Here is an 18,149-nt window from a genome sequence, read left to right on the forward strand (position 1 = left end):
GAATTGTCTTCCGGTTTCTACTCAATTGACGATTAATTTCCCTCTCAGGATTACCCTTCCGTTCGGTTCAATAATTTGATAAATGTAGATACCATTTCCGGCGAGGATGTCGAATCTGGTTTTTTTCTGGCCTTCGGCAAAAGTGACTTCCTCGATCTCTTGCCCCAGTGGAGAATAAATTATCATTCTTTCTCCACCCTTCCAAGCTTCTTCAGATTGAACGAAAAATGTCCCTGAGCTGGGGTTAGGATAGATTCTGATACCCGTTTCTTGCTCTGGTTCTAAAGCCAACACGACATCAAATTGGTAATCCATCCAATTTAGGCGATCCTGAACCCAGGTTTTTAAATAGGTCATTTCTTCTTGATACGTTTCCCCAACAAAATTATTTGGCCAAACATATTCACCCAGCACATCCCATTTTTCAAAGTTTCGTACCCCAGCTTCACCGATTTCTGATTGCATACTATCAATTGCAAACATTATTTTCTCATCTGAAAAAGCGTCTTTTCGCAATTCGATCCATCTGTCTCTCATCTTGGAGATGTAAGCTGGATCTTCCAATAACTTTGTCCACCAAAAGTGAATTACCCAATAATCATCAGGGCATACCGAATTGAAGTCCCAAGCCCAACCATCGATATTTGAGCCATTACAATAATTCACATTGCCAAAAGCCAGATTGAAATCCCAAACCGGACCCGCTTTTATTTTACCTCCTTCACTTTCCCTATCCTTATAAAAAAAACTGCTCAAACGATAGCCATCGACATTTCTGGAAAGCTCATTGACTAGTGAAAAATCAATAAAACTTTCTACGTCAATGTATTTTGCATATCCAAAACCAGGATCCTTGAATTCTGAACCATTTAAAACGGTCTCAAATTCATCAATATAACCTTTGATGTAGTTGAATTGCTCAGGCACCATCTCGTCATAGTCTGGCGTGTCAAACATGATTCTTGTTTTTCCCGCACCTGGAAAAGGAAGAATTGGGGACTCCCAAGCTATTTCTTCTTGAAGCCCTTTGTCAAATTTCAGAATGTACCCACCAGTCAATTTATCTCCAGAGATATCCTCAGGGTCTAGTTTTTTGATATCCACTCGGTATTTATCACGTTTGATCCGTTCTGTGAGCAGGTAGACACCCATGTACTCATCATTCAATACAAGTTCAAAAAATTTGATTCTTGGAGCGTATTCCATGTTTTTAGAAGCCAAATAATAAGCCAAGGCATTTCTCATTAATGATTTGTCACTGAAAGGGCCATGGAATACAAAGTCTTCTTCCTCCGGAAATCCGAGTAATGCAAAGTCAATTCCATCTTGATCTTCATCCCAGAGCTCAATGCCATAACTCTTCTTGTCAAAAGATTGGGAAGACTGCCCTCTGATTTCGATCCCAACCAGTCCATCATAATGATTGTAAGCATCTGTGATCTTATTCTCATTTCCATCCCCATTCCAAATTATTCCCATTTTACCGAGGACTTTTGGTTCGTCAGGAATTTGTACTTCTGTATTGATAACTACAATTGGAAGATTGGAGCTAGTAAGCTGAGCAAAAGCGGAAAAGCTACCACTCAACCAGAGTAAAACACCAAATTGGATTTTGGCAAAAGAAATTCGTTTCATTCTGCAAAATATTAATAGTATTTTTCCTTCCAATCAGAATTCAAAAAATACATATCATGAGGCTTGAAACTTTAGCAATTCACGGAGGAAATATCATCACGGATTCAGAAAAACCTGCAATTCAACCCATCACCTTGAGCACCACTTTTATTCATCAGCCTGATTCGATGATTTATTCAAGAGCGAATAATCCTAACCGGAATGCTTTGGAAAAACTGTTGGCAAAACTTGAAAAAGGAGAGGATGCTGCAGCTTTTTCTTCCGGGAATGCGGCTGGAGTTGCTGTTTTCCAAGCCTTGGAACCTGGGTCTCATATTATTGCTCCAGACGATATGTATCATGGGCTGAAAAATGCAATTCTTCAACTATTCAAGGGAGTTTTGGAAGCCACATTTGTAGATATGACAGATTTGAAAAATGTAAAAAACGCTTTCCAACCGAATACCAGACTAGTTTGGGTGGAGTCACCTTCAAATCCACTTTTGAAAATTACCGATATCCGAGCTGTAGCAAAACTTGCAAAAGAAAACGATGCCATGCTCGCCTGTGACAATACGTTTGCTACTCCGGTATTTCAAAATCCGATTGATTTGGGTGCAGATATCGTAATGCATTCGAGTACCAAATACTTTGGAGGCCATAGTGATATTCTGGGAGGTGCTTTAATCACTAAAACTGTTGACGGATTTTGGGAAAAAGTAAGAGTTGTACAACGAGTAGGGGGGGCGGTTCCTTCCCCTTTTGATTGTTATTATCTCTGCAGAAGTATAAAGACCTTGCCTTATCGGATGAAAGGTCATGCAGAGCATGCTGGTATAATCGCCGACTATCTAAGTCAGCACGCTAGAGTAGAGAAAGTGTATTACCCAGGACTTAAAAGTCATTCCGGACATGATATTGCAGCAACTCAAATGACTGGTTTTGGTGGGATTTTATCTTTTCAAGTGAAAGGTGGTGCTGAAGCTGCAAACAATTTGATTTCTAAACTTCATTACTTCACAAATGCTACTAGCCTAGGGGGAGTCGAAAGCTTGATCGAAAGAAGGGCTGCGTCCGAAGGTCCGGACACGTTAACCCCTCAAAATCTAATTCGAGTTTCAGTTGGTCTTGAACATTTGGATGATTTATTGGAAGACTTGGATCAAGCATTCTGATCCTCGTTTTTTTTCCTTGAATTATTTTTCAAGCGGAAAACCATTTTGATACCAATCTCCAAGACCACCTTCCAATTGGTAAACCGAAGGATAACCCTGTTCGGTCAAAAATTCAGCTGCTTTTGCACTGCGAACGCCTGCAGAACAGTAGATTAATATAGATTTCTCTTTGTCTAACTGTTTTACTTTAGTCTCAAATTCCGGATCGTAGATATTGATCACTGTAGCATTTGGGATTTTTCCTTCAGCTACCTCTTGAGGAGTTCTTACATCAAGAATGATTGTGTTTTCCTTTTCTGATAGGTTTTTAAAGCTGACAGCATCTACGCTTTGCACTCCTTGTTTTTGAGTGACTCCAACTGCGGTGCTTTCGGAAGTGGTTTTTTCTGGTTGACAAGAAAATAAGAGAATTGAAAATACTGTAATGAGTAAGGTCGCTTTCATGGTAAAATAGAAATTTCACCAAAAGTAACTTTTCTTAATCTTTCATAAAGTGATTTTTCTCACCGGGGTGGGATTTTAGAAAAACCCATGGTTTCAATCTTGATAAAGATTATTTGGATTTTGAGAGATTATAAACATAACTGTTTTCGCCCTCCTTTTTTGTAAGGTTTGACAGCTTAGCGTCCTTCACAGTATATTTAAAATTTCCTGAAAGGATAAGCCCCCAGTTAAATTCTGCAGTCCAGATACATTCATCTGTGAATTTGATTTCATTGCCTACGATTTCATAAGTTCCTCTACAGATTGCTGGATATTTAGACTTGTTGGAGGTACCTGAAAACCTTCCGTTATCGAAAGTCAATGTGATGTCAGAGCTAACAAAATCTGTATTTGGTACAGTGAAATAAAATTGCCCAGTATAGGTCCCTTCTATGTTAGTTAGCACTGGTGTTTCTTCAGATTTACAGCTCCAAAAAATCAATAAAAAGAAGAGTAAATGATTAATTTTCATAGTTTTTCAGGACGTGAAATCTTTAATGAGGTTACATCATTTTAGGTGAATCGCTATAGCTTTTGGAATTGATAATAAACTTATAATTAAATTATCCTTTCTAAAATTATTTGTTTTTCTAAAATATTTATTACCTTCTACTTCTTTTTAAGTTGTACATAATAATAAACCCATGGCAATTCAGCCTATTGAGCTAATTCTTGGTAGACAATTCATTGATGGGTTGTCAATGCCGGTTTTTTTAGTGGATACAGAAGGCAACCTTTTGTTTTATAATGAGCCAGCTGAGGAAATTCTGGGAATTCGGTTTGGGGAAACGGGAAGTATGCCCGTTGAAGAATGGTCAACAATCTTCAAGCCAACTGACGCTGAAGGTAACCCTTTACCTCCTGAGAGTCTTCCCTTGGTACAAACTCTAACTCATCACAAACCTGCGCAGGGATCGTTTTACATTGATAATCTAAAAGGCGAAAAGCATTTGATCAATGTATCTGCAATCCCAATCGAAGGGAGACCAAAGCGTTTTCTTGGAGCAATGGCTTTGTTTTGGAACTCCAATTTCTCATGAAAATCAAAGTATGGGGTTGTAGGGGGTCATTACCCTCACCTGGACCCGAAAATATAATTTATGGGGGAAATACTTCTTGTGTAGAAGTCTCAAAAGATGATACGCTAATCATTCTTGATGGTGGTTCAGGTATCCAGCGACTTGGGAAATCTCTTTCTCCTAAGATCAAGGAACTTCATGTTTTATTGACACATCTTCATATTGACCATACGATGGGATTGGGTTTTTTTCAACCACTTTACAATCCAAATATCCAAGTTCATTTTTGGGGGCCAAGCACAGCGTTGGAGCCTTTATTACATCGATTACGTCGATATTTTTCCCCTCCATTATTTCCTGTCAGGTTAAATGAATTGCCAAAGCATCCTATCGTCCACGAAATTAATAACTCCGAATTTGAAATAGGAGATATAAAGATTAAATCGGCTTATATCTGTCATCCTGGGCCTACATTGGGTTTCCGGCTCACGGACGGGGATTCCGTATTTGCATATATGCCAGATCATGAGCCTGCGCTAGGCTCAGCAAACTTCCCACATGATGCTGATTGGACCAGTGGATTTGAAATTGCAGAAAATGCAGATTTGTTATTTCATGATGGAGAGTATACCGCAGCAGAATACCAAACTAAAATAGGTTGGGGCCATAGTTCTTTGCAGGATGCAGTCGCTTTTGGAGCTTTAACTAAGGTAAAAAAGCTCGCAATTTTTCACCACGACCCATTAAATTCCGATGAGCGACTCAGTGAGATTTTTGAAGAATGTATTACGGTCAGAAAGCCAGACTATGAAGTGTTTCTCTGTAAAGAAGGTGAGGTTTTTGACTTGAGCTAGTGAACTTTATTACTTGGCTGTATTTTGACCAGCTTTATAGCCGTTTTCAAAGCCTTTTCTCATCGCTTCCTTACTTTCTTCCCAATTGTAAACTGTTTCAAAAATAAAAAACGTAGCTATTCCTATAAAGAAGAAGAGTATATCGCGCTTAGTGATCTTTTTCATGGCTGTAAATTTATAATTGAACTACAAGACAGGTTCTTAGTTTTTAAATATTAATCGAAATCTCCTCAATAATTAATAATAGAAATAGCAGGTAAATTCACCTTTAAGGGATTGCTTGGAGCTATTTTGGCTAATTTGAAAGGTTAGGAATTTTTTAAAATCTCAAACCATATATCTCAAATCTGTTTACTACCCCGCCCAGCCTTCTCGATCTAGACTTCGATACTGAATTGCCTCCGCAAGATGCTCTACTTTGATGTTTTCCGAACCTGATATATCCGCAATTGTCCTAGCTACTTTTAGAATTCGATCATATGCTCTCGCCGAAAGTCCTAATCTTTCCATAGCAGTCTTTAAAAGTGTTTTACCAGCTTCATTGATTTGACAGACTTCTTTTACTTGATGGGAGGGCATCATGGCATTGCAAAAAACTTCCGGATTATCTTTAAACCGTTCCTTTTGCCGCTCTCTTCCTTGGATCACCCGCTCACGGATTGATTTGCTGGACTCGGTTTTTCGGGTGGAGGTCATCTCATCAAATTTCACGGGTGTCACTTCCACATGAAGGTCAATTCTATCCAAGAGAGGACCGGAAACTTTGTTCAAATAGCGCTGTACGATCCCGGGACCACAGACACATTCCTTGTCGGGATGATTGTAATAGCCACAGGGACAGGGGTTCATGCTCGCAATCAGCATGAAATTGGCAGGGTAATCTACCGAAACTTTTGCACGTGAAATAGTGACTCTCCGCTCTTCAAGTGGTTGCCGCATTACTTCCAAGACGCTTCGCTTGAATTCTGGTAATTCATCCAAAAACAAAACTCCATTATGAGCTAATGAGATCTCTCCAGGTTGAGGATTGCCTCCTCCTCCAACTAAGGCCACATCCGAAATAGTATGATGAGGACTTCGGAAGGGACGTTGGGCCAATAGACTTCCATTTTTTCCGAGTTTACCTGCTACTGAGTGAATTTTGGTAGTTTCCAAAGCTTCCACAAGGGTGAGAGGAGGAAGAATCGAAGGAAGCCGCTTTGCCAACATGGTTTTGCCAGCACCTGGAGGTCCAATCATGATGACATTATGACCACCCGCTGCAGCGATTTCCATTGCCCGCTTGATATTTTCTTGCCCTTGCACATCTGCAAAATCAAATTCATTGTCATCCAGAGAATGATAAAATATTTCTCTAGTATCAGTGACTAAGGGCTCGATTTGTAAATCCCCCATCAAAAAATCAGCGGCTTGTTGCATAGTTTCCACTCCTATAATATCAAGGTTGTTTACGATTGAGGCTTCTTTGGCATTTTCAAGGGGTAGGATAAATCCTTTAAAGCCTCTTTTCCTGGCTTCTATGGCAATCGGGAGTACACCTTTGACAGGTCTGAGATTACCATCTAAAGAAAGCTCCCCCATGATGATGTATTCCCCTAATGAAGGAAATTCAACTTGCTCGGAGGCCTGAAGAATTCCCATTGCAATAGGTAAATCATATGCAGAACCTTCCTTTCGGACATCCGCAGGAGCCAAATTGATTACTACCTTTTGACGAGGCATCCGAAATCCAAAATATTTTAGAGCGGATTCCACTCGCTGTTGAGATTCTTTAACTGCCGAGTCAGGGAGTCCCACCATGAAAAAACTGGTTCCTTGACCAACGTTAACTTCAATTGTAATGATGTTTGCATCTACACCAGAGACTGCACTTCCAAAAGTTTTTGCTACCATAAAAAAAGGAGACGATTAGGTCTCCTCAATATAGCAGTTTGCTTTAGTTGAAATGATATGTATTAGGTAATATTTTGTCTAGGAGGGATATTACTAGAATCATTCTCAGAAGGCTTCTTCGAAGGATCTAGAGGTTTTGCTGTAGATTTTGGATGTTCAAAGTCATAAATTTTAGCTTTCAATGCATTCATGTCATTCTCCATTGCCTTAATTTTTGAAGAAAGGCTGCTATTTACAGAGTAGCTAATGCCCCAAGTAATGAGAAAAATAACCAAGCCTGTAAGCGTGATTTTGACCATGGAGTCTGAAGTGATTTCATCCATTCCAAAAAGTCCACCTAGGGTGTCAAAGGCAATAAAGAAAATCAGAAAAGCGCCAAAATAAACCAACAAGGCTATTTGAAGTATTTGAAGAAATTTTTTCATGGTTTACGATTTTGGTTTTACGAATATACTAAACGGACTGAATACTGGAAAGCTTCTGATATAAGCCTTCTTTTTGGCTTAATTCTAAATGGGTACCTCTCTGGACAATCTCCCCGCGCTCAATAACAAGAATTTCATCTGCATGCTGTATGGTGCTCAACCGATGAGCAATCACTAATGTGGTTCTGTTTTGCATCAACTTGGTGAGAGCTTCTTGTACTAGAAGTTCCGATTCCGAATCAAGAGCTGAAGTAGCTTCATCAAGAATCAGGATTGGCGGATTTTTAAGGACAGCACGGGCTATGCTGATGCGTTGTTTTTGGCCTCCGGAAAGTTTGGATCCCCGTTCGCCTATTGAAGTATGGTAGCCATTTTCCAGGTTTTCAATAAAATCATGGGCATTTGCAATTTTAGCAGCGTCCATTACCTCAGTTTCGGTTACTCCATCTATCCCAAAAGCAATATTGTTGAAAACTGTGTCATTAAACAAAATTGATTCTTGAGTTACTATTCCCATCAAGGTTCGTAAATCAGAGAGATCAAAATCCCTAAGGTCAACCCCATCTAGAAGAATCTCTCCTGCTGTTGGGTCATAAAATCTTGGCACAAGGTCTGCCAATGTAGATTTCCCTCCCCCAGAAGGGCCTACCAGAGCTATGGTTTTACCACGTTCTAATGAAAAATTGATTTTATTTAAAACTTTGGCTTCTTCATAAGCGAAGCTTACATTTTTGAATTCAATTGATTTATGAAAACCATCTAATGCTTTTGGTTTTGGTGGAGAACTGATTAAAGAAGTAGTATCGATCACTTGGAAAATCCGGTCAGCAGAGGCTATTCCACGTTGGATATTGCTCACTGCTCTTGAGATTTCTTTAGCTGGATTCAATACCTGAGTGAAAATAATTATATACGTGATGAAATTTGAAGCACTAAGTTCAGAATCTCCACTGAGTACCAACCCCCCGCCATAAACCAAAATCCCTGCAACTACGGATACCCCAAGAAACTGAGATATAGGAGAGGCCAATTCGTTTTTCAGAGCCATATTCACATTTATATCCGCATAGTAATCTGTCTCCTGGTCGAATTTATTCTTCATAAATCGCTCGGCATTGAATGCCTTAATTACCCTCATTCCCCCAAGAGTTTCATCCAGAATATTCACAATTCTGCCAAGAGATTGTTGGCTTTGAACAGCCTTCTTCTTTAGTCTTCGAGTTATTCCTCCGATGATTGCACCTGAAATCGGGATAATTAATATTGTAAAAAGCGTCAGCTTCACTGACATGAAAAAGAGCACTCCAAAATAAAGGATAATGGTTGCCGGCTCTCGAAAAACTACCCGAAGCGATTGTACAATGGTATTCTCTACCTCTTGCACATCATTGGTCATTTTTGACATCAAATCTCCTTTCCGTTCATTGGAGAAATACCCAATGTGGAGTTTGCTTACTTGGCCGAAGATGTCCATTCGCATCTTTTTGATGACTACTGCTCTGACTTTTGCTAAAACTACTCCAGACAAATAGGTAAAAAGATTAGCAAGGAAAACGGAGAGAACAATAATAATACAGACGTAAAAAAGGGTTCCTTTTTTACCATATTCCTCAGCAACTTCGAGGAAATTGTAATTAAATAAATGTGAAAAATAGTCAATCGACAAGCTAAATTCTGGCTTTGAAGCATATTTGGAAAGGGTCGATGGATCAACCTGCTCAAAAATCACATCGAACAGAGGCTTGAGTAAAGTGAAATTCAATAAGCCGAAAATGATGGAAAGTAGCGCGTAGATAATGTAAACAGGAACGAACCTCCCATAGGGTTTGGCATAGGAAAGGATTCGTAAATAGGTATTCATAAAAAGGGGGCTGAAAATAAACCCGAATTTACGGAAAATTGTCCGCTCGGGAAGTTATTAGTAATTGTAATCGGGACGTAGGAAGTTCCATCGAAATCCAAGTTGTACTAATTGACTTGATTCGGGACTGTCCAAATCTTGGGCTGTTCTCCTTCGGAAAGTATGAGTAGCATCGATGAAGAAGTTGTGCCGAACCATATAACTCGCATTTAAATTGGTTTGAATGACTGTATTTTCAATTCCCTGTCCAATAAAATTCCCGAATAAACCAGTTGGGCTACCCACGAGTCTGTTTTTCAGGACATCCCCCCCAAAGTTGGTTTCTGGATCGGGATCAGCGCCATATAATTGATGCATGGCGATTAACGTGAGATTTAATTTTGGGATCGGTTGATAGCGAAGAATTCCCAAAAACTCCCTAAAGTTTGCTCCTCTAGGATGGGTAAGCGGAGTTCTCCAATTGCTATAGGATTGATAATCCTGCTTCTCTTGGAAGGTATAGGGTCTCGCTGTGTTAAACTCTAATTGTAAATCAAGATTTGAAATTTTGAATGCGTTGATATATTTATAGCCTGCTTGTACTCCATATTTATTTCTTTTGGAGCCTTTCCCGTCAATTCCGAAAAACTCATTGAATACAAATTCATCCAATGCAAATTGACCATATAACTGCATCCCGGGATATAAATTCCATTTGAAATCTGAGCCTAGCATCACTTTGTCTGGAGTCCCAAGACTTTGCTCCACCCATCTGAAAAATATAATTGGGTTGAAATAATTGAAGTTTGCCTGATCAGTCATTACTGACTCAAAGAATCCTAAGTTTAGCTTTTTGCCTACATCAAAACCTAGCCTATGGAATGAAAACCATTTTTGGGGATACCTTCCATCAGTAGGCCTTCCCCGATCATAGATTGCATCTGCTGTCATTTGAGTCCACACATTGGTGAGTTGAAATTTCCAGACTTTCGTATTCAATTTCACAAACATGTATGGATTTGAAAAGTCTGAAAGCAGGAATGATCGATAGCCCTCACCAACAAAATTACGGTCATGCCCGATTTGGGCCTGGATATTTTTTGTTAAGTTGAAATTGACATGACCAAGCGCAGAAAAATAACTGTAGCCCTTTGTGTTATATTCTTTCCAAAAGCCTTCACCGGGAACAGCCCCATTGTTAGCTGCGTAATTTTTGACCCAGGATGGGAAGAATGCCTCAGAAGAAGTGAAATAGGTATAAAATCCCACTTTTTTATCTATGGATCCTCGAACTACCACTCCTCTTGTCAGACGGTTTGGATTTTGATCATTATCAGTTTCCATTCCACCGCTCAGGAATAGGACCGGGCTTACGTGTATATCAAATTCGTCACTGTGGTAATAGGCTAGATCACCGGGTCTTTTATAAAGGGCATTTAAAAATGGCTTTTTCGAAAGTGAAGTTTCCCTGTCTACAAATTCCCAATTATCCTGACTCAAATAAGAGAGGTTAAACTGGTCTGATCTGCTTTTAATTACTGGGTCATTGGATAGCGAATCAAGATATTTTCCTAATAAATCCCTTCTTAAGGGTTTGAATCCTGTTTGAAAAATTGAATTGTTAGATCCTTGAAGGATCTCGTATCGTTCGAATCGATGATAATAATCCCGATCATAAGGGACATAGCTTCCCTGTGCAAAGAGAAACTCTGGCATAAAAAGTAAGGATAAAAGCAGGAGCCAATAAATACTTAAGGTTGAATTTCTGGGAGTTTGCATCGGATAAAGCTAGAAAAAGAGCTGAAATCTAAAAACTGAGGATGTATATTTGCGCTCCAAATCTACTATAAAGATGCTTTTGAACAATTGGCTGAGAAATACTTGATAAAGATTTGGTGAAAAATATGAAAAAGGATAACTTTGTGCCTCATTTGAAAAAGGTACTATATAACTAGCAATACAATGAAAGCTGATATTCATCCAAATTACAGAGACGTCGTGTTCTATGACACTTCAAGCGAATTCAAATTCATGACTAAGTCAACTATCGAGACTTCCGAGACAATCACTTGGGAAGATGGTAAAGACTATCCAGTTTATAAAATTGAAGTTAGTTCTGAGTCTCATCCTTTCTACACAGGTAAGAAAATGATGTTGGATACTGCAGGTCGAGTTGAGAAATTCAACAGAAGATACGCAGCTAAGAAGTAATTCTTCCCAACCTTACTTGAAAAAGTCTCCCGGAGCATGGATTCCGGGAGACTTTTTTATTTTTGCTTCATGGACTCAATTTTATTGTTTGATGACGCTGCGATTCGCGGCTCATTGCTACCTTTTGCTTTTACCAGGCCTGTTGCAGATTTCCGGGTAGGGATTTTGAAAATCTCTGAAAAATGGGAAATGATCACTGGTAAATCTATTTCATACTTGACTCAGGATTACCTGCAGAAAAAATTTCCGCGAGCAAAAGGCAAAGCTCTGGCAATCAATGCTGCATGGCTTCCTGATGCTGACTCTCTGGGATTAATTGAAAATCTAAAAGAAGATCAAGCGTTGTTTTTTGGTAAAATCTTGCTTGCATCCTACATCGGCGAAACCGAGAAGAATCTTGATTTGGCAAAGGAAAAAAAACCTATTCTGATAGAAAAGGCAGGTTCCTTACTTCTCAAAACTTGGAATATCTTTCAGTTTAACGGAGATGAGATTCGAAAAGACTTTGCCTTGATTACCAATGGGAGGAATAGTGAGCCAATCACAGACCCACATACGAAAGTCTATTCACCGGAAAATATCTTTATCGAAAAAGGAGCAACTATCCGTGCAGCGATTCTCAATGCTGAAAACGGTCCAATCTATATCGGGAAAAACACTGAAATCCAAGAAGGATCCATCATTCGAGGGCCATTCGCACTTTGCGACCATAGTACTATAAATATGGGGGCGAAGCTTCGTGGAGATACAACGGTAGGCCCTCACTGTAAAGTTGGTGGTGAAGTTTCCAATTCGGTAATTTTTGGCTACAGTAATAAAGGTCATGAAGGCTTTTTGGGAAATTCTGTGATCGGAGAATGGTGTAATCTTGGGGCGGATACAAATACAAGCAATCTGAAAAATAACTATGCGCCTGTCAAACTTTGGGACTACACTAAAGGTGGGTTTGCGAATACCGGTTTGCAGTTTTGTGGCTTGATGATGGGAGATCACTCCAAGTGTGGAATAAACACCATGTTTAATACCGGCACAGTAATCGGTGTGGGAGCAAATATTTTCGGAGATGGCTTTCCTCGTAATTTTATTGCTTCATTTGCATGGGGTGGAGCAAGTGGCTTCTCCACATTTCAATTTCCCAAATTCGAAGAAACAGCAAAAGCGGTTATGGGCCGAAGAGGTTTAGAGTTGACTGCAGAGGAATTAGAAATTCTTCAAACCATATTTGAATTGTCCAAAAACTATAGGATTTGGGAGAAATCCTCTTGAACTGAACTCACATGCAATTCGCATCTATACCGGGACTTCCCGATATTAAAGAAAACTTGATCAACGCCGTCAAAAATAACCATTTGGCTCATGCGTTGCTTTTTTATGGCCCGGAGGGATCGGCAAATTTGACGATGGCTCTAGCCTTGTCCACTTATTTGTTTTGCGAAAACCCTGGAAAAAATGACTCCTGTGGTCAATGTTCCCCTTGTCAGCGAATGAGCAGACTGGTGCTTCCTGATTTGAATTTTGCAATGCCCTCAATTACAAAAAGTAAAAAGGAGGAAGAAAAAGAAGAGGAAGATGAGGATGAAAAATCAGATTTGTTAACCAATTGGAGAAAGTTTGTGCTTTCTAATCCTTATGGGAATATTCATGATTTCATTCTTTTCAATGGATTCGAGAAAAAACAGCTGAATATTTCTAAAGGTGCTGCCAAAAAAATAATTCAAACGCTTTCCTTGAAGGCTTTTGAAGGCGGATACAAAATCATGATGATTTGGGCGCCGGAATACCTCCATCCAAATGCTGCAAATGCCCTACTCAAAATCTTAGAAGAGCCTCAGCCAAAAACTATTTTTATTCTGATTACTTCCCATCCTGAACAATTGTTGACTACCATCCTCTCTAGAACCCAGAAGGTTTTGGTTAGAGGGTTCACAGATGAGGAGATTCAAAACCATTTAATCGAAACTGGCAAGGCAGATGAAGCTACCGCCAATCAGGTTTCAATGATTGCTGACGGAAGTATGAGAGAGGCCATTCGGCTTGTTGACCAAGTGGAGGATCATCAAGTAAAGCAAATCCGGGAATGGTTCGTGGATTGCTTCAAATCTGACTTTAAGTCTTTGTTTTCTAAGGCAGATTCTTTTCATAAGGAAAGCATAGAAGGGCAAAAGTCGCAGTTACTTGCAGGAATGAATGTACTTCGAGAGATGCTTTTGGTTGATGCTAATCTGAATCAATTGGTTAGAACCCGCGGGGAAGATCTGGATTTTGTGACTAAAATTAATGCAAGTGTCTTCAAAGGGGAGCACATTGATACCTTGTACGAGGCTTTCAATCAGGCGCATTATCATTTGGAACGAAATGGAAATGCGAAATTCATCTTCACGGACTTATCGATGAAGATTTCGAGATTAATGGCAAAAATTAGCTAACATGGAAAAAAAGATAATTGGAAGAAAGGAAAAAATTTCTTTGCCGGATCTGGATTTAAAACTTGTATGGGCCAAAGTTGATACCGGGGCATATACTAGTAGTATACATGCAGAAAACATCCATGTTGAAGAAATCGAAGGAAAAAGGGTGTTGAAATTTCAAGCTCTAATGGAAGGTCATCATGCTTTTACAGGGAAAATTGTGACTTTTGATGAGTTCACCGAAAAGAAGGTCAAAAACTCCTTTGGGCATGCTGAAGTGAGGTATATGATCGTTACGACAATAAAAATCGCAGATGAGACATTCGCTGCTGAATTTACACTCTCAGATAGATCCAGTATGAGAAATGCGATTCTTCTTGGAAGGAAAACCTTAAAAAAGAGATTCTTGGTGGATGTAGATCATACCAATCTTGCCAGATCTTACCGAAAAAAGGCCTAATTGTATTTCAATATCCTACTTTTACCCTAAGTAAAATAAACTCATGAAATCGAGCATGACAAAAAAGTCAAACACCAGGATGATTAAGTGCTGCGAGATTCCTCCCGATAGCTATCGGGATGGCCATTAAGAAGAAATTATAATCATATGAAAATTGCCATTTTATCCAGAAACCCCAATCTCTATTCCACAAAGCGACTTTTTCAGGCGATCCAAGCAGCAGGTCATGAGGCGGTTATCATAAATCATAGTATTTGTGATTTAATTATTGAGCAGGAGGGCCCCTCTATTTATTACAAAGGAGAGCGGCTTTCCAATATTGATGCGATTATTCCTAGAATCGGAGCCTCAGTGACTTTCTATGGCACTGCGGTAGTTCGTCAATTTGAACTGATGGGTACATTTAGTGCTGTCAATTCTCAAGCTATTGTCAGAAGTCGTGACAAATTGAGAAGCCTCCAAATTCTTTCAAGTGCTGGTTTGGGAATGCCTAAAACGGCCTTCACCAACTTTTCCAAAGGTGGGGAAAAGCAAATTATCGAGCATGTAGGCGGAGCTCCTCTTATTATTAAATTGCTTGAAGGAACCCAGGGATTGGGAGTTGTCTTGGCGGAAACAAAGAAAGCCAGCCAATCTGTAATCGAGGCATTTCATGGATTGAAGGCAAGAATTATAATTCAGGAATTCATCAAAGAAGCCAAAGGTGCTGATATACGAGCTTTTATTGTGAACGGAAAGGTGGTCGGAGCAATGAAACGACAGGGAGCGGAAGGAGAATTTCGATCCAACCTTCATCGTGGTGGGAAAGCTACCATAATTAAGCTGTCTCGGCTGGAAAAGCAGGCGGCCTTAGGAGCTGCAAAAGCCTTAGGCTTGGAAATAGCTGGCGTGGATATGCTTCAGTCCGCTCGAGGCCCACTTATCTTAGAAGTAAATAGCTCTCCAGGACTAGAAGGGATTGAGAAAGCAACCGGAATAAACATCGCAGGAGAGATCATCAAATTTATCGAAGAGGGAGTAAGTAAAAAAAGTGTAAAAAGAAATTCTGTTCAATGAGTCGATTAGTAAAAATAGGAACCCGCGGGAGTAAGCTTGCGCTTTGGCAGGCCTATTATGTGGAGGAATTGTTACAAAAGTCAGGTCTGGCAACAGAAATCGTTCTGATTGATACTAAAGGGGATCAGGTCTTAGATGTCTCCATTTCAAAAATCGGGAGTAAAGGTGTTTTTACTCAAGAATTGGAGGACCAGCTCATGGATGGTAGAATAGATATTGCCGTTCACAGCGCAAAAGACATGCAGTCAAATTTGCCGGATGGCTTTGAAATTATTGCTTTTACAGAGCGTGAAAAAGAGAATGATGTCCTTGTATCTCATGATTCAAGTATTTCCTTGAAAAATGAAGAACGGGCTTTGGTGCTAGGAACGTCTTCCACCCGTAGAGTATCCACACTCAAGCATTTTTACCCCCATGTGAAAACTGTGGAAGTGAGAGGAAACCTACATACCCGAATCCGAAAAATGGAAGAAGGACTCTGTGACGCACTTTTGTTAGCCTATGCTGGAGTTCATCGGATGGGCTACGATCATTTGATCGCAGGAGAGTTAGATCTCGATGAATTCACCCCTGCAGTAGGTCAAGGATCTGTAGCCATTGAAGTTGCTTCACACCTTGACACGCAATTGAAATCAAAAATTACTGAAGCCTGTAATCACTTTGAAACAGCTCAAAAACTGAAAGCAGAACGCGCGTACTTGCGGGTTTTAGAAGGAGGATGCAGTATTCCTGTCTTTGCTTTGGCCAATTTGGAAAAAGAGAATATCATCTTGAAAGGAGGAATAGTAAGTCTCGATGGTAAAGAGAGGATTTCTCTCGAAGTGGTAGGTGATTTGAATTCGCCCGAAGAGCTTGGTCAGCAGTTAGCAGATATAGTTTTAGAAGCAGGGGGAAAACGAATTTTAGAAGAAATAAAAACAACTTTAGGAAAATGAGTTTTTTGAGAAATTTAGTTTTTGGAATTCTTTTGATGAATTCCTTTGCCTGCTCTGGGCAAAAAGATTATTTAATTAAAATAGAGACAGAAAAAGGAGAAATCGTAGCAGTACTTTTTGAGGATACTCCTGCTCATAAATCCAATTTTATTGAATTGGCTGAAGAGGGGAGATTTGACTCCACGCAGTTTCATCGAGTGATGAAGGCATTTATGGTTCAGGGTGGTGATGTCTTCACCAAAGAAAAACTAGCGCCAACCGATTGGCCAACACTTCTTGCCGAGATTAATGCTAAACATTTTCACCGGAAAGGAATGATCGCAGCTGCCAGACAAGGAAACGGAATCAATCCGGGCCGTAGATCTAACGGATCCCAATTTTATATTGTAATCGGGAAAGTCTACAAGGAAGAGGAGCTCAAAGCTGACATGGAGAAGCTTCAGCCGGCTTTCATGCAATATGTACAGCTAGCAAGTCAGGAAGAGCTACGAAAAGAATATAGCAGATTATATGCTGCGGAGCAGTTTGATAGCCTGACGATGCTGGTAATGTCAAAAAGAGAAGAGATTGAAAAATCATTGAATCTTAATTTGACGAAAAATTATAGTAAAGAGCAAATTGAAGCTTATACCACTGTTGGAGGGACACCGCATCTAGATCAAGAATACACTGTTTTTGGCGAAGTCATTTCAGGATTAGAAGTAGCAGAGGAGATTTCAAAAGTAAAGACTGGTTCTAGGGATGTACCTATTGACCCTATCTATATGAATGTCAAAGTGGAGAAAATGACGCGAAAGAAAATTGAAAAAGAATATGGCTATCACTACCCAGATGGAAAGTAAACGGAAGATTTTTATCACAGGAGCAAATGGTCTTTTAGGTCAAAAGCTTGTAGAACAATTGGTTGCGAAAGGTGAGTTCTTGGTATTTGGAAGTGGAAGGGGGAAAAGTAGATTGCCAGGAAAAGGCTTTGAATATATTGATCTAGAGATTACCTCAGAAGGACAAGTTTTAAAAACAATTCAAGATATTCATCCGGATATTATAATCCACGGTGCAGCAATGACCAACGTAGATCAATGCGAGCAAAACCAAGAAGCTTGTTTTGATGCCAATGTCAATGCTACCAAATATTTGGTAAAAGCTGCGGAGTCTGTTCAGGCTCATTTTATATTTCTTTCTACAGATTTTATTTTTTCAGGAGAAAAGGGGCCTTTGGATGAAAATGAGGAGGCTTCACCAGTGAACTACTATGGTGAAACAAAGCTACTGGGAGAAGAAATAGTCATGAATAGTCATACAAAATGGGCTATTGCCAGGACAGTTTTAGTATTTGGGATCGCACATGATATGAGTCGAACAAATATCATACTTTGGGTGAAAAGCTCATTGGAATCGGGAAAACAGATCCAAGTGGTAGATGATCAATTCCGAACCCCCACTTTGGCTGAAGATCTGGCAGCAGGTTGTATTCTGATTGCAGAAAAAGGAGCTGAAGGAATTTTTAATATTTCCGGATCGGATTTTTTGACCCCATTTGAAATGGCCATGATGACGGCTGATTACTTTGGACTTAACAAAGAGTTAATCAAGCGTGCAGATTCAAGTACATTTACTCAACCAGCAAGAAGGCCATTGAAAACAGGTTTTATTATCGAAAAAGCACGAAAAGAGCTTGGTTATGAGCCTAAAACTTTCCAAACGGCAATTGGTATTTTAGCAAAACAAATTATCTTAGCTCGCTCTTAAAAAGTAGTTTATACCCTTTAATTTAAC

At 39.6% G+C, this 18,149-nt stretch carries 19 protein-coding genes; 11 read left to right on the top strand and 8 right to left on the bottom strand.

The genetic code is table 11. From position 1 onward, the window contains the following. Nucleotides 1-21: 21 nt before the first annotated feature. Complete coding sequence (locus tag P8O16_RS06300; RefSeq protein WP_300312118.1) at nucleotides 22-1,635, bottom strand: CotH kinase family protein; 1,614 nt, start codon at nucleotides 1,633-1,635, stop codon at nucleotides 22-24. Between the two features lie 56 nt (nucleotides 1,636-1,691). Here P8O16_RS06300 and P8O16_RS06305 point away from each other — a divergent pair, with 56 nt between their 5' ends. Next, nucleotides 1,692-2,789 (top strand): aminotransferase class I/II-fold pyridoxal phosphate-dependent enzyme, encoded by a 1,098-nt coding sequence (locus P8O16_RS06305; RefSeq protein ID WP_300312120.1) that lies wholly within the window; start codon nucleotides 1,692-1,694, stop codon nucleotides 2,787-2,789. Between the two features lie 21 nt (nucleotides 2,790-2,810). On the opposite strand, the gene P8O16_RS06310 is transcribed toward P8O16_RS06305, so the two are convergent. Both P8O16_RS06310 and P8O16_RS06315 read right to left on the bottom strand, forming a co-directional pair. Continuing rightward, on the bottom strand, nucleotides 2,811-3,233 hold the full coding sequence (locus P8O16_RS06310; RefSeq protein WP_300312123.1) for a rhodanese-like domain-containing protein: 423 nt from the start codon (nucleotides 3,231-3,233) through the stop codon (nucleotides 2,811-2,813). Between the two features lie 109 nt (nucleotides 3,234-3,342). Next, complete coding sequence (locus P8O16_RS06315; protein ID WP_300312125.1) at nucleotides 3,343-3,744, bottom strand: hypothetical protein; 402 nt, start codon at nucleotides 3,742-3,744, stop codon at nucleotides 3,343-3,345. A gap of 172 nt (nucleotides 3,745-3,916) precedes the next feature. On the opposite strand from P8O16_RS06315, the gene P8O16_RS06320 reads away from it, so the two are divergent. Next, nucleotides 3,917-4,312: a PAS domain-containing protein gene (locus P8O16_RS06320; protein ID WP_300312128.1), complete on the top strand. Its 396-nt coding sequence runs from the start codon at nucleotides 3,917-3,919 to the stop codon at nucleotides 4,310-4,312. Next, entirely contained in the window at nucleotides 4,309-5,145 is an 837-nt protein-coding gene (locus P8O16_RS06325; protein WP_300312131.1) for an MBL fold metallo-hydrolase, read from the top strand. The genes P8O16_RS06320 and P8O16_RS06325 overlap by 4 nt, the downstream gene beginning before the upstream one ends. Before the next feature lie 9 nt (nucleotides 5,146-5,154). Here the strand turns inward: P8O16_RS06325 and P8O16_RS06330 are convergent, their stop codons facing one another. The 5 genes from P8O16_RS06330 to P8O16_RS06350 form a co-directional block, all read right to left on the bottom strand. Continuing rightward, nucleotides 5,155-5,310 (bottom strand): hypothetical protein, encoded by a 156-nt coding sequence (locus P8O16_RS06330; RefSeq protein WP_300312134.1) that lies wholly within the window; start codon nucleotides 5,308-5,310, stop codon nucleotides 5,155-5,157. A gap of 189 nt (nucleotides 5,311-5,499) precedes the next feature. After that, nucleotides 5,500-7,038, bottom strand: a complete 1,539-nt coding sequence (locus P8O16_RS06335) for a YifB family Mg chelatase-like AAA ATPase (protein ID WP_300312137.1) — start codon at nucleotides 7,036-7,038, stop codon at nucleotides 5,500-5,502. Nucleotides 7,039-7,100: 62 nt separating this feature from the next. Beyond that, complete coding sequence (locus P8O16_RS06340; RefSeq protein ID WP_300312139.1) at nucleotides 7,101-7,463, bottom strand: hypothetical protein; 363 nt, start codon at nucleotides 7,461-7,463, stop codon at nucleotides 7,101-7,103. A 28-nt stretch (nucleotides 7,464-7,491) separates the two neighbouring features. Then, nucleotides 7,492-9,324, bottom strand: a complete 1,833-nt coding sequence (locus P8O16_RS06345) for an ABC transporter ATP-binding protein (protein ID WP_300312142.1) — start codon at nucleotides 9,322-9,324, stop codon at nucleotides 7,492-7,494. A gap of 57 nt (nucleotides 9,325-9,381) precedes the next feature. Further along, nucleotides 9,382-11,019, bottom strand: coding sequence for a hypothetical protein (locus P8O16_RS06350; protein ID WP_300312144.1), 1,638 nt, complete (start codon nucleotides 11,017-11,019; stop codon nucleotides 9,382-9,384). 246 nt (nucleotides 11,020-11,265) lie between these two features. Between P8O16_RS06350 and P8O16_RS06355 the strand changes: the two genes are divergently transcribed. The 8 genes from P8O16_RS06355 (at nucleotide 11,266) to P8O16_RS06390 (ending at nucleotide 18,122) form a co-directional block, all read left to right on the top strand. Next, nucleotides 11,266-11,514 carry a type B 50S ribosomal protein L31 gene (locus P8O16_RS06355; RefSeq protein WP_075350586.1) on the top strand — a complete coding sequence of 83 codons (249 nt, stop codon included), beginning with the start codon at nucleotides 11,266-11,268 and terminating at the stop codon, nucleotides 11,512-11,514. Between the two features lie 69 nt (nucleotides 11,515-11,583). Further along, nucleotides 11,584-12,780 (top strand): GlmU family protein, encoded by a 1,197-nt coding sequence (locus P8O16_RS06360; RefSeq protein ID WP_300312148.1) that lies wholly within the window; start codon nucleotides 11,584-11,586, stop codon nucleotides 12,778-12,780. An 11-nt stretch (nucleotides 12,781-12,791) separates the two neighbouring features. Further along, complete coding sequence (locus P8O16_RS06365) at nucleotides 12,792-13,940, top strand: hypothetical protein (protein ID WP_300312151.1); 1,149 nt, start codon at nucleotides 12,792-12,794, stop codon at nucleotides 13,938-13,940. Between the two features lies 1 nt (nucleotide 13,941). After that, on the top strand, nucleotides 13,942-14,382 hold the full coding sequence (locus P8O16_RS06370) for a RimK/LysX family protein (protein WP_300312154.1): 441 nt from the start codon (nucleotides 13,942-13,944) through the stop codon (nucleotides 14,380-14,382). 147 nt (nucleotides 14,383-14,529) lie between these two features. Continuing rightward, the gene (gene rimK, locus P8O16_RS06375; RefSeq protein WP_075350583.1) at nucleotides 14,530-15,438 is read left to right on the top strand and encodes a 30S ribosomal protein S6--L-glutamate ligase; all 909 of its coding nucleotides are present in this window, start codon (nucleotides 14,530-14,532) and stop codon (nucleotides 15,436-15,438) included. Further along, nucleotides 15,435-16,373, top strand: a complete 939-nt coding sequence (gene hemC / locus P8O16_RS06380; RefSeq protein ID WP_300312161.1) for a hydroxymethylbilane synthase — start codon at nucleotides 15,435-15,437, stop codon at nucleotides 16,371-16,373. Before rimK ends, hemC begins: the two co-directional genes overlap by 4 nt. Further along, nucleotides 16,370-17,215, top strand: coding sequence for a peptidylprolyl isomerase (locus P8O16_RS06385; RefSeq protein ID WP_300312164.1), 846 nt, complete (start codon nucleotides 16,370-16,372; stop codon nucleotides 17,213-17,215). Before hemC ends, P8O16_RS06385 begins: the two co-directional genes overlap by 4 nt. Next, nucleotides 17,187-18,122 (top strand): SDR family oxidoreductase, encoded by a 936-nt coding sequence (locus tag P8O16_RS06390; RefSeq protein ID WP_300312167.1) that lies wholly within the window; start codon nucleotides 17,187-17,189, stop codon nucleotides 18,120-18,122. Before P8O16_RS06385 ends, P8O16_RS06390 begins: the two co-directional genes overlap by 29 nt. Nucleotides 18,123-18,149 lie beyond the last annotated feature (27 nt).

This window comes from Algoriphagus sp., assembly GCF_029254265.1.
Taxonomy (GTDB): Bacteria; Bacteroidota; Bacteroidia; order Cytophagales; family Cyclobacteriaceae; genus Algoriphagus.

Coding starts and splice junctions, on each gene's coding strand:
- P8O16_RS06315 (WP_300312125.1), bottom strand. CDS start 3,744: ATGAAAATTAATCATTTACTCTTCTTTTTATTGATTTTTTGGAGCTGT.
- P8O16_RS06325 (WP_300312131.1), top strand. CDS start 4,309: ATGAAAATCAAAGTATGGGGTTGTAGGGGGTCATTACCCTCACCTGGA.
- P8O16_RS06340 (WP_300312139.1), bottom strand. CDS start 7,463: ATGAAAAAATTTCTTCAAATACTTCAAATAGCCTTGTTGGTTTATTTT.
- P8O16_RS06320 (WP_300312128.1), top strand. CDS start 3,917: ATGGCAATTCAGCCTATTGAGCTAATTCTTGGTAGACAATTCATTGAT.
- P8O16_RS06305 (WP_300312120.1), top strand. CDS start 1,692: ATGAGGCTTGAAACTTTAGCAATTCACGGAGGAAATATCATCACGGAT.
- P8O16_RS06390 (WP_300312167.1), top strand. CDS start 17,187: ATGGCTATCACTACCCAGATGGAAAGTAAACGGAAGATTTTTATCACA.
- P8O16_RS06310 (WP_300312123.1), bottom strand. CDS start 3,233: ATGAAAGCGACCTTACTCATTACAGTATTTTCAATTCTCTTATTTTCT.
- P8O16_RS06345 (WP_300312142.1), bottom strand. CDS start 9,324: ATGAATACCTATTTACGAATCCTTTCCTATGCCAAACCCTATGGGAGG.
- P8O16_RS06330 (WP_300312134.1), bottom strand. CDS start 5,310: ATGAAAAAGATCACTAAGCGCGATATACTCTTCTTCTTTATAGGAATA.
- P8O16_RS06335 (WP_300312137.1), bottom strand. CDS start 7,038: ATGGTAGCAAAAACTTTTGGAAGTGCAGTCTCTGGTGTAGATGCAAAC.
- P8O16_RS06385 (WP_300312164.1), top strand. CDS start 16,370: ATGAGTTTTTTGAGAAATTTAGTTTTTGGAATTCTTTTGATGAATTCC.
- P8O16_RS06360 (WP_300312148.1), top strand. CDS start 11,584: ATGGACTCAATTTTATTGTTTGATGACGCTGCGATTCGCGGCTCATTG.
- P8O16_RS06355 (WP_075350586.1), top strand. CDS start 11,266: ATGAAAGCTGATATTCATCCAAATTACAGAGACGTCGTGTTCTATGAC.
- P8O16_RS06370 (WP_300312154.1), top strand. CDS start 13,942: ATGGAAAAAAAGATAATTGGAAGAAAGGAAAAAATTTCTTTGCCGGAT.
- hemC (WP_300312161.1), top strand. CDS start 15,435: ATGAGTCGATTAGTAAAAATAGGAACCCGCGGGAGTAAGCTTGCGCTT.
- P8O16_RS06365 (WP_300312151.1), top strand. CDS start 12,792: ATGCAATTCGCATCTATACCGGGACTTCCCGATATTAAAGAAAACTTG.
- P8O16_RS06350 (WP_300312144.1), bottom strand. CDS start 11,019: ATGCCAGAGTTTCTCTTTGCACAGGGAAGCTATGTCCCTTATGATCGG.
- P8O16_RS06300 (WP_300312118.1), bottom strand. CDS start 1,635: ATGAAACGAATTTCTTTTGCCAAAATCCAATTTGGTGTTTTACTCTGG.
- rimK (WP_075350583.1), top strand. CDS start 14,530: ATGAAAATTGCCATTTTATCCAGAAACCCCAATCTCTATTCCACAAAG.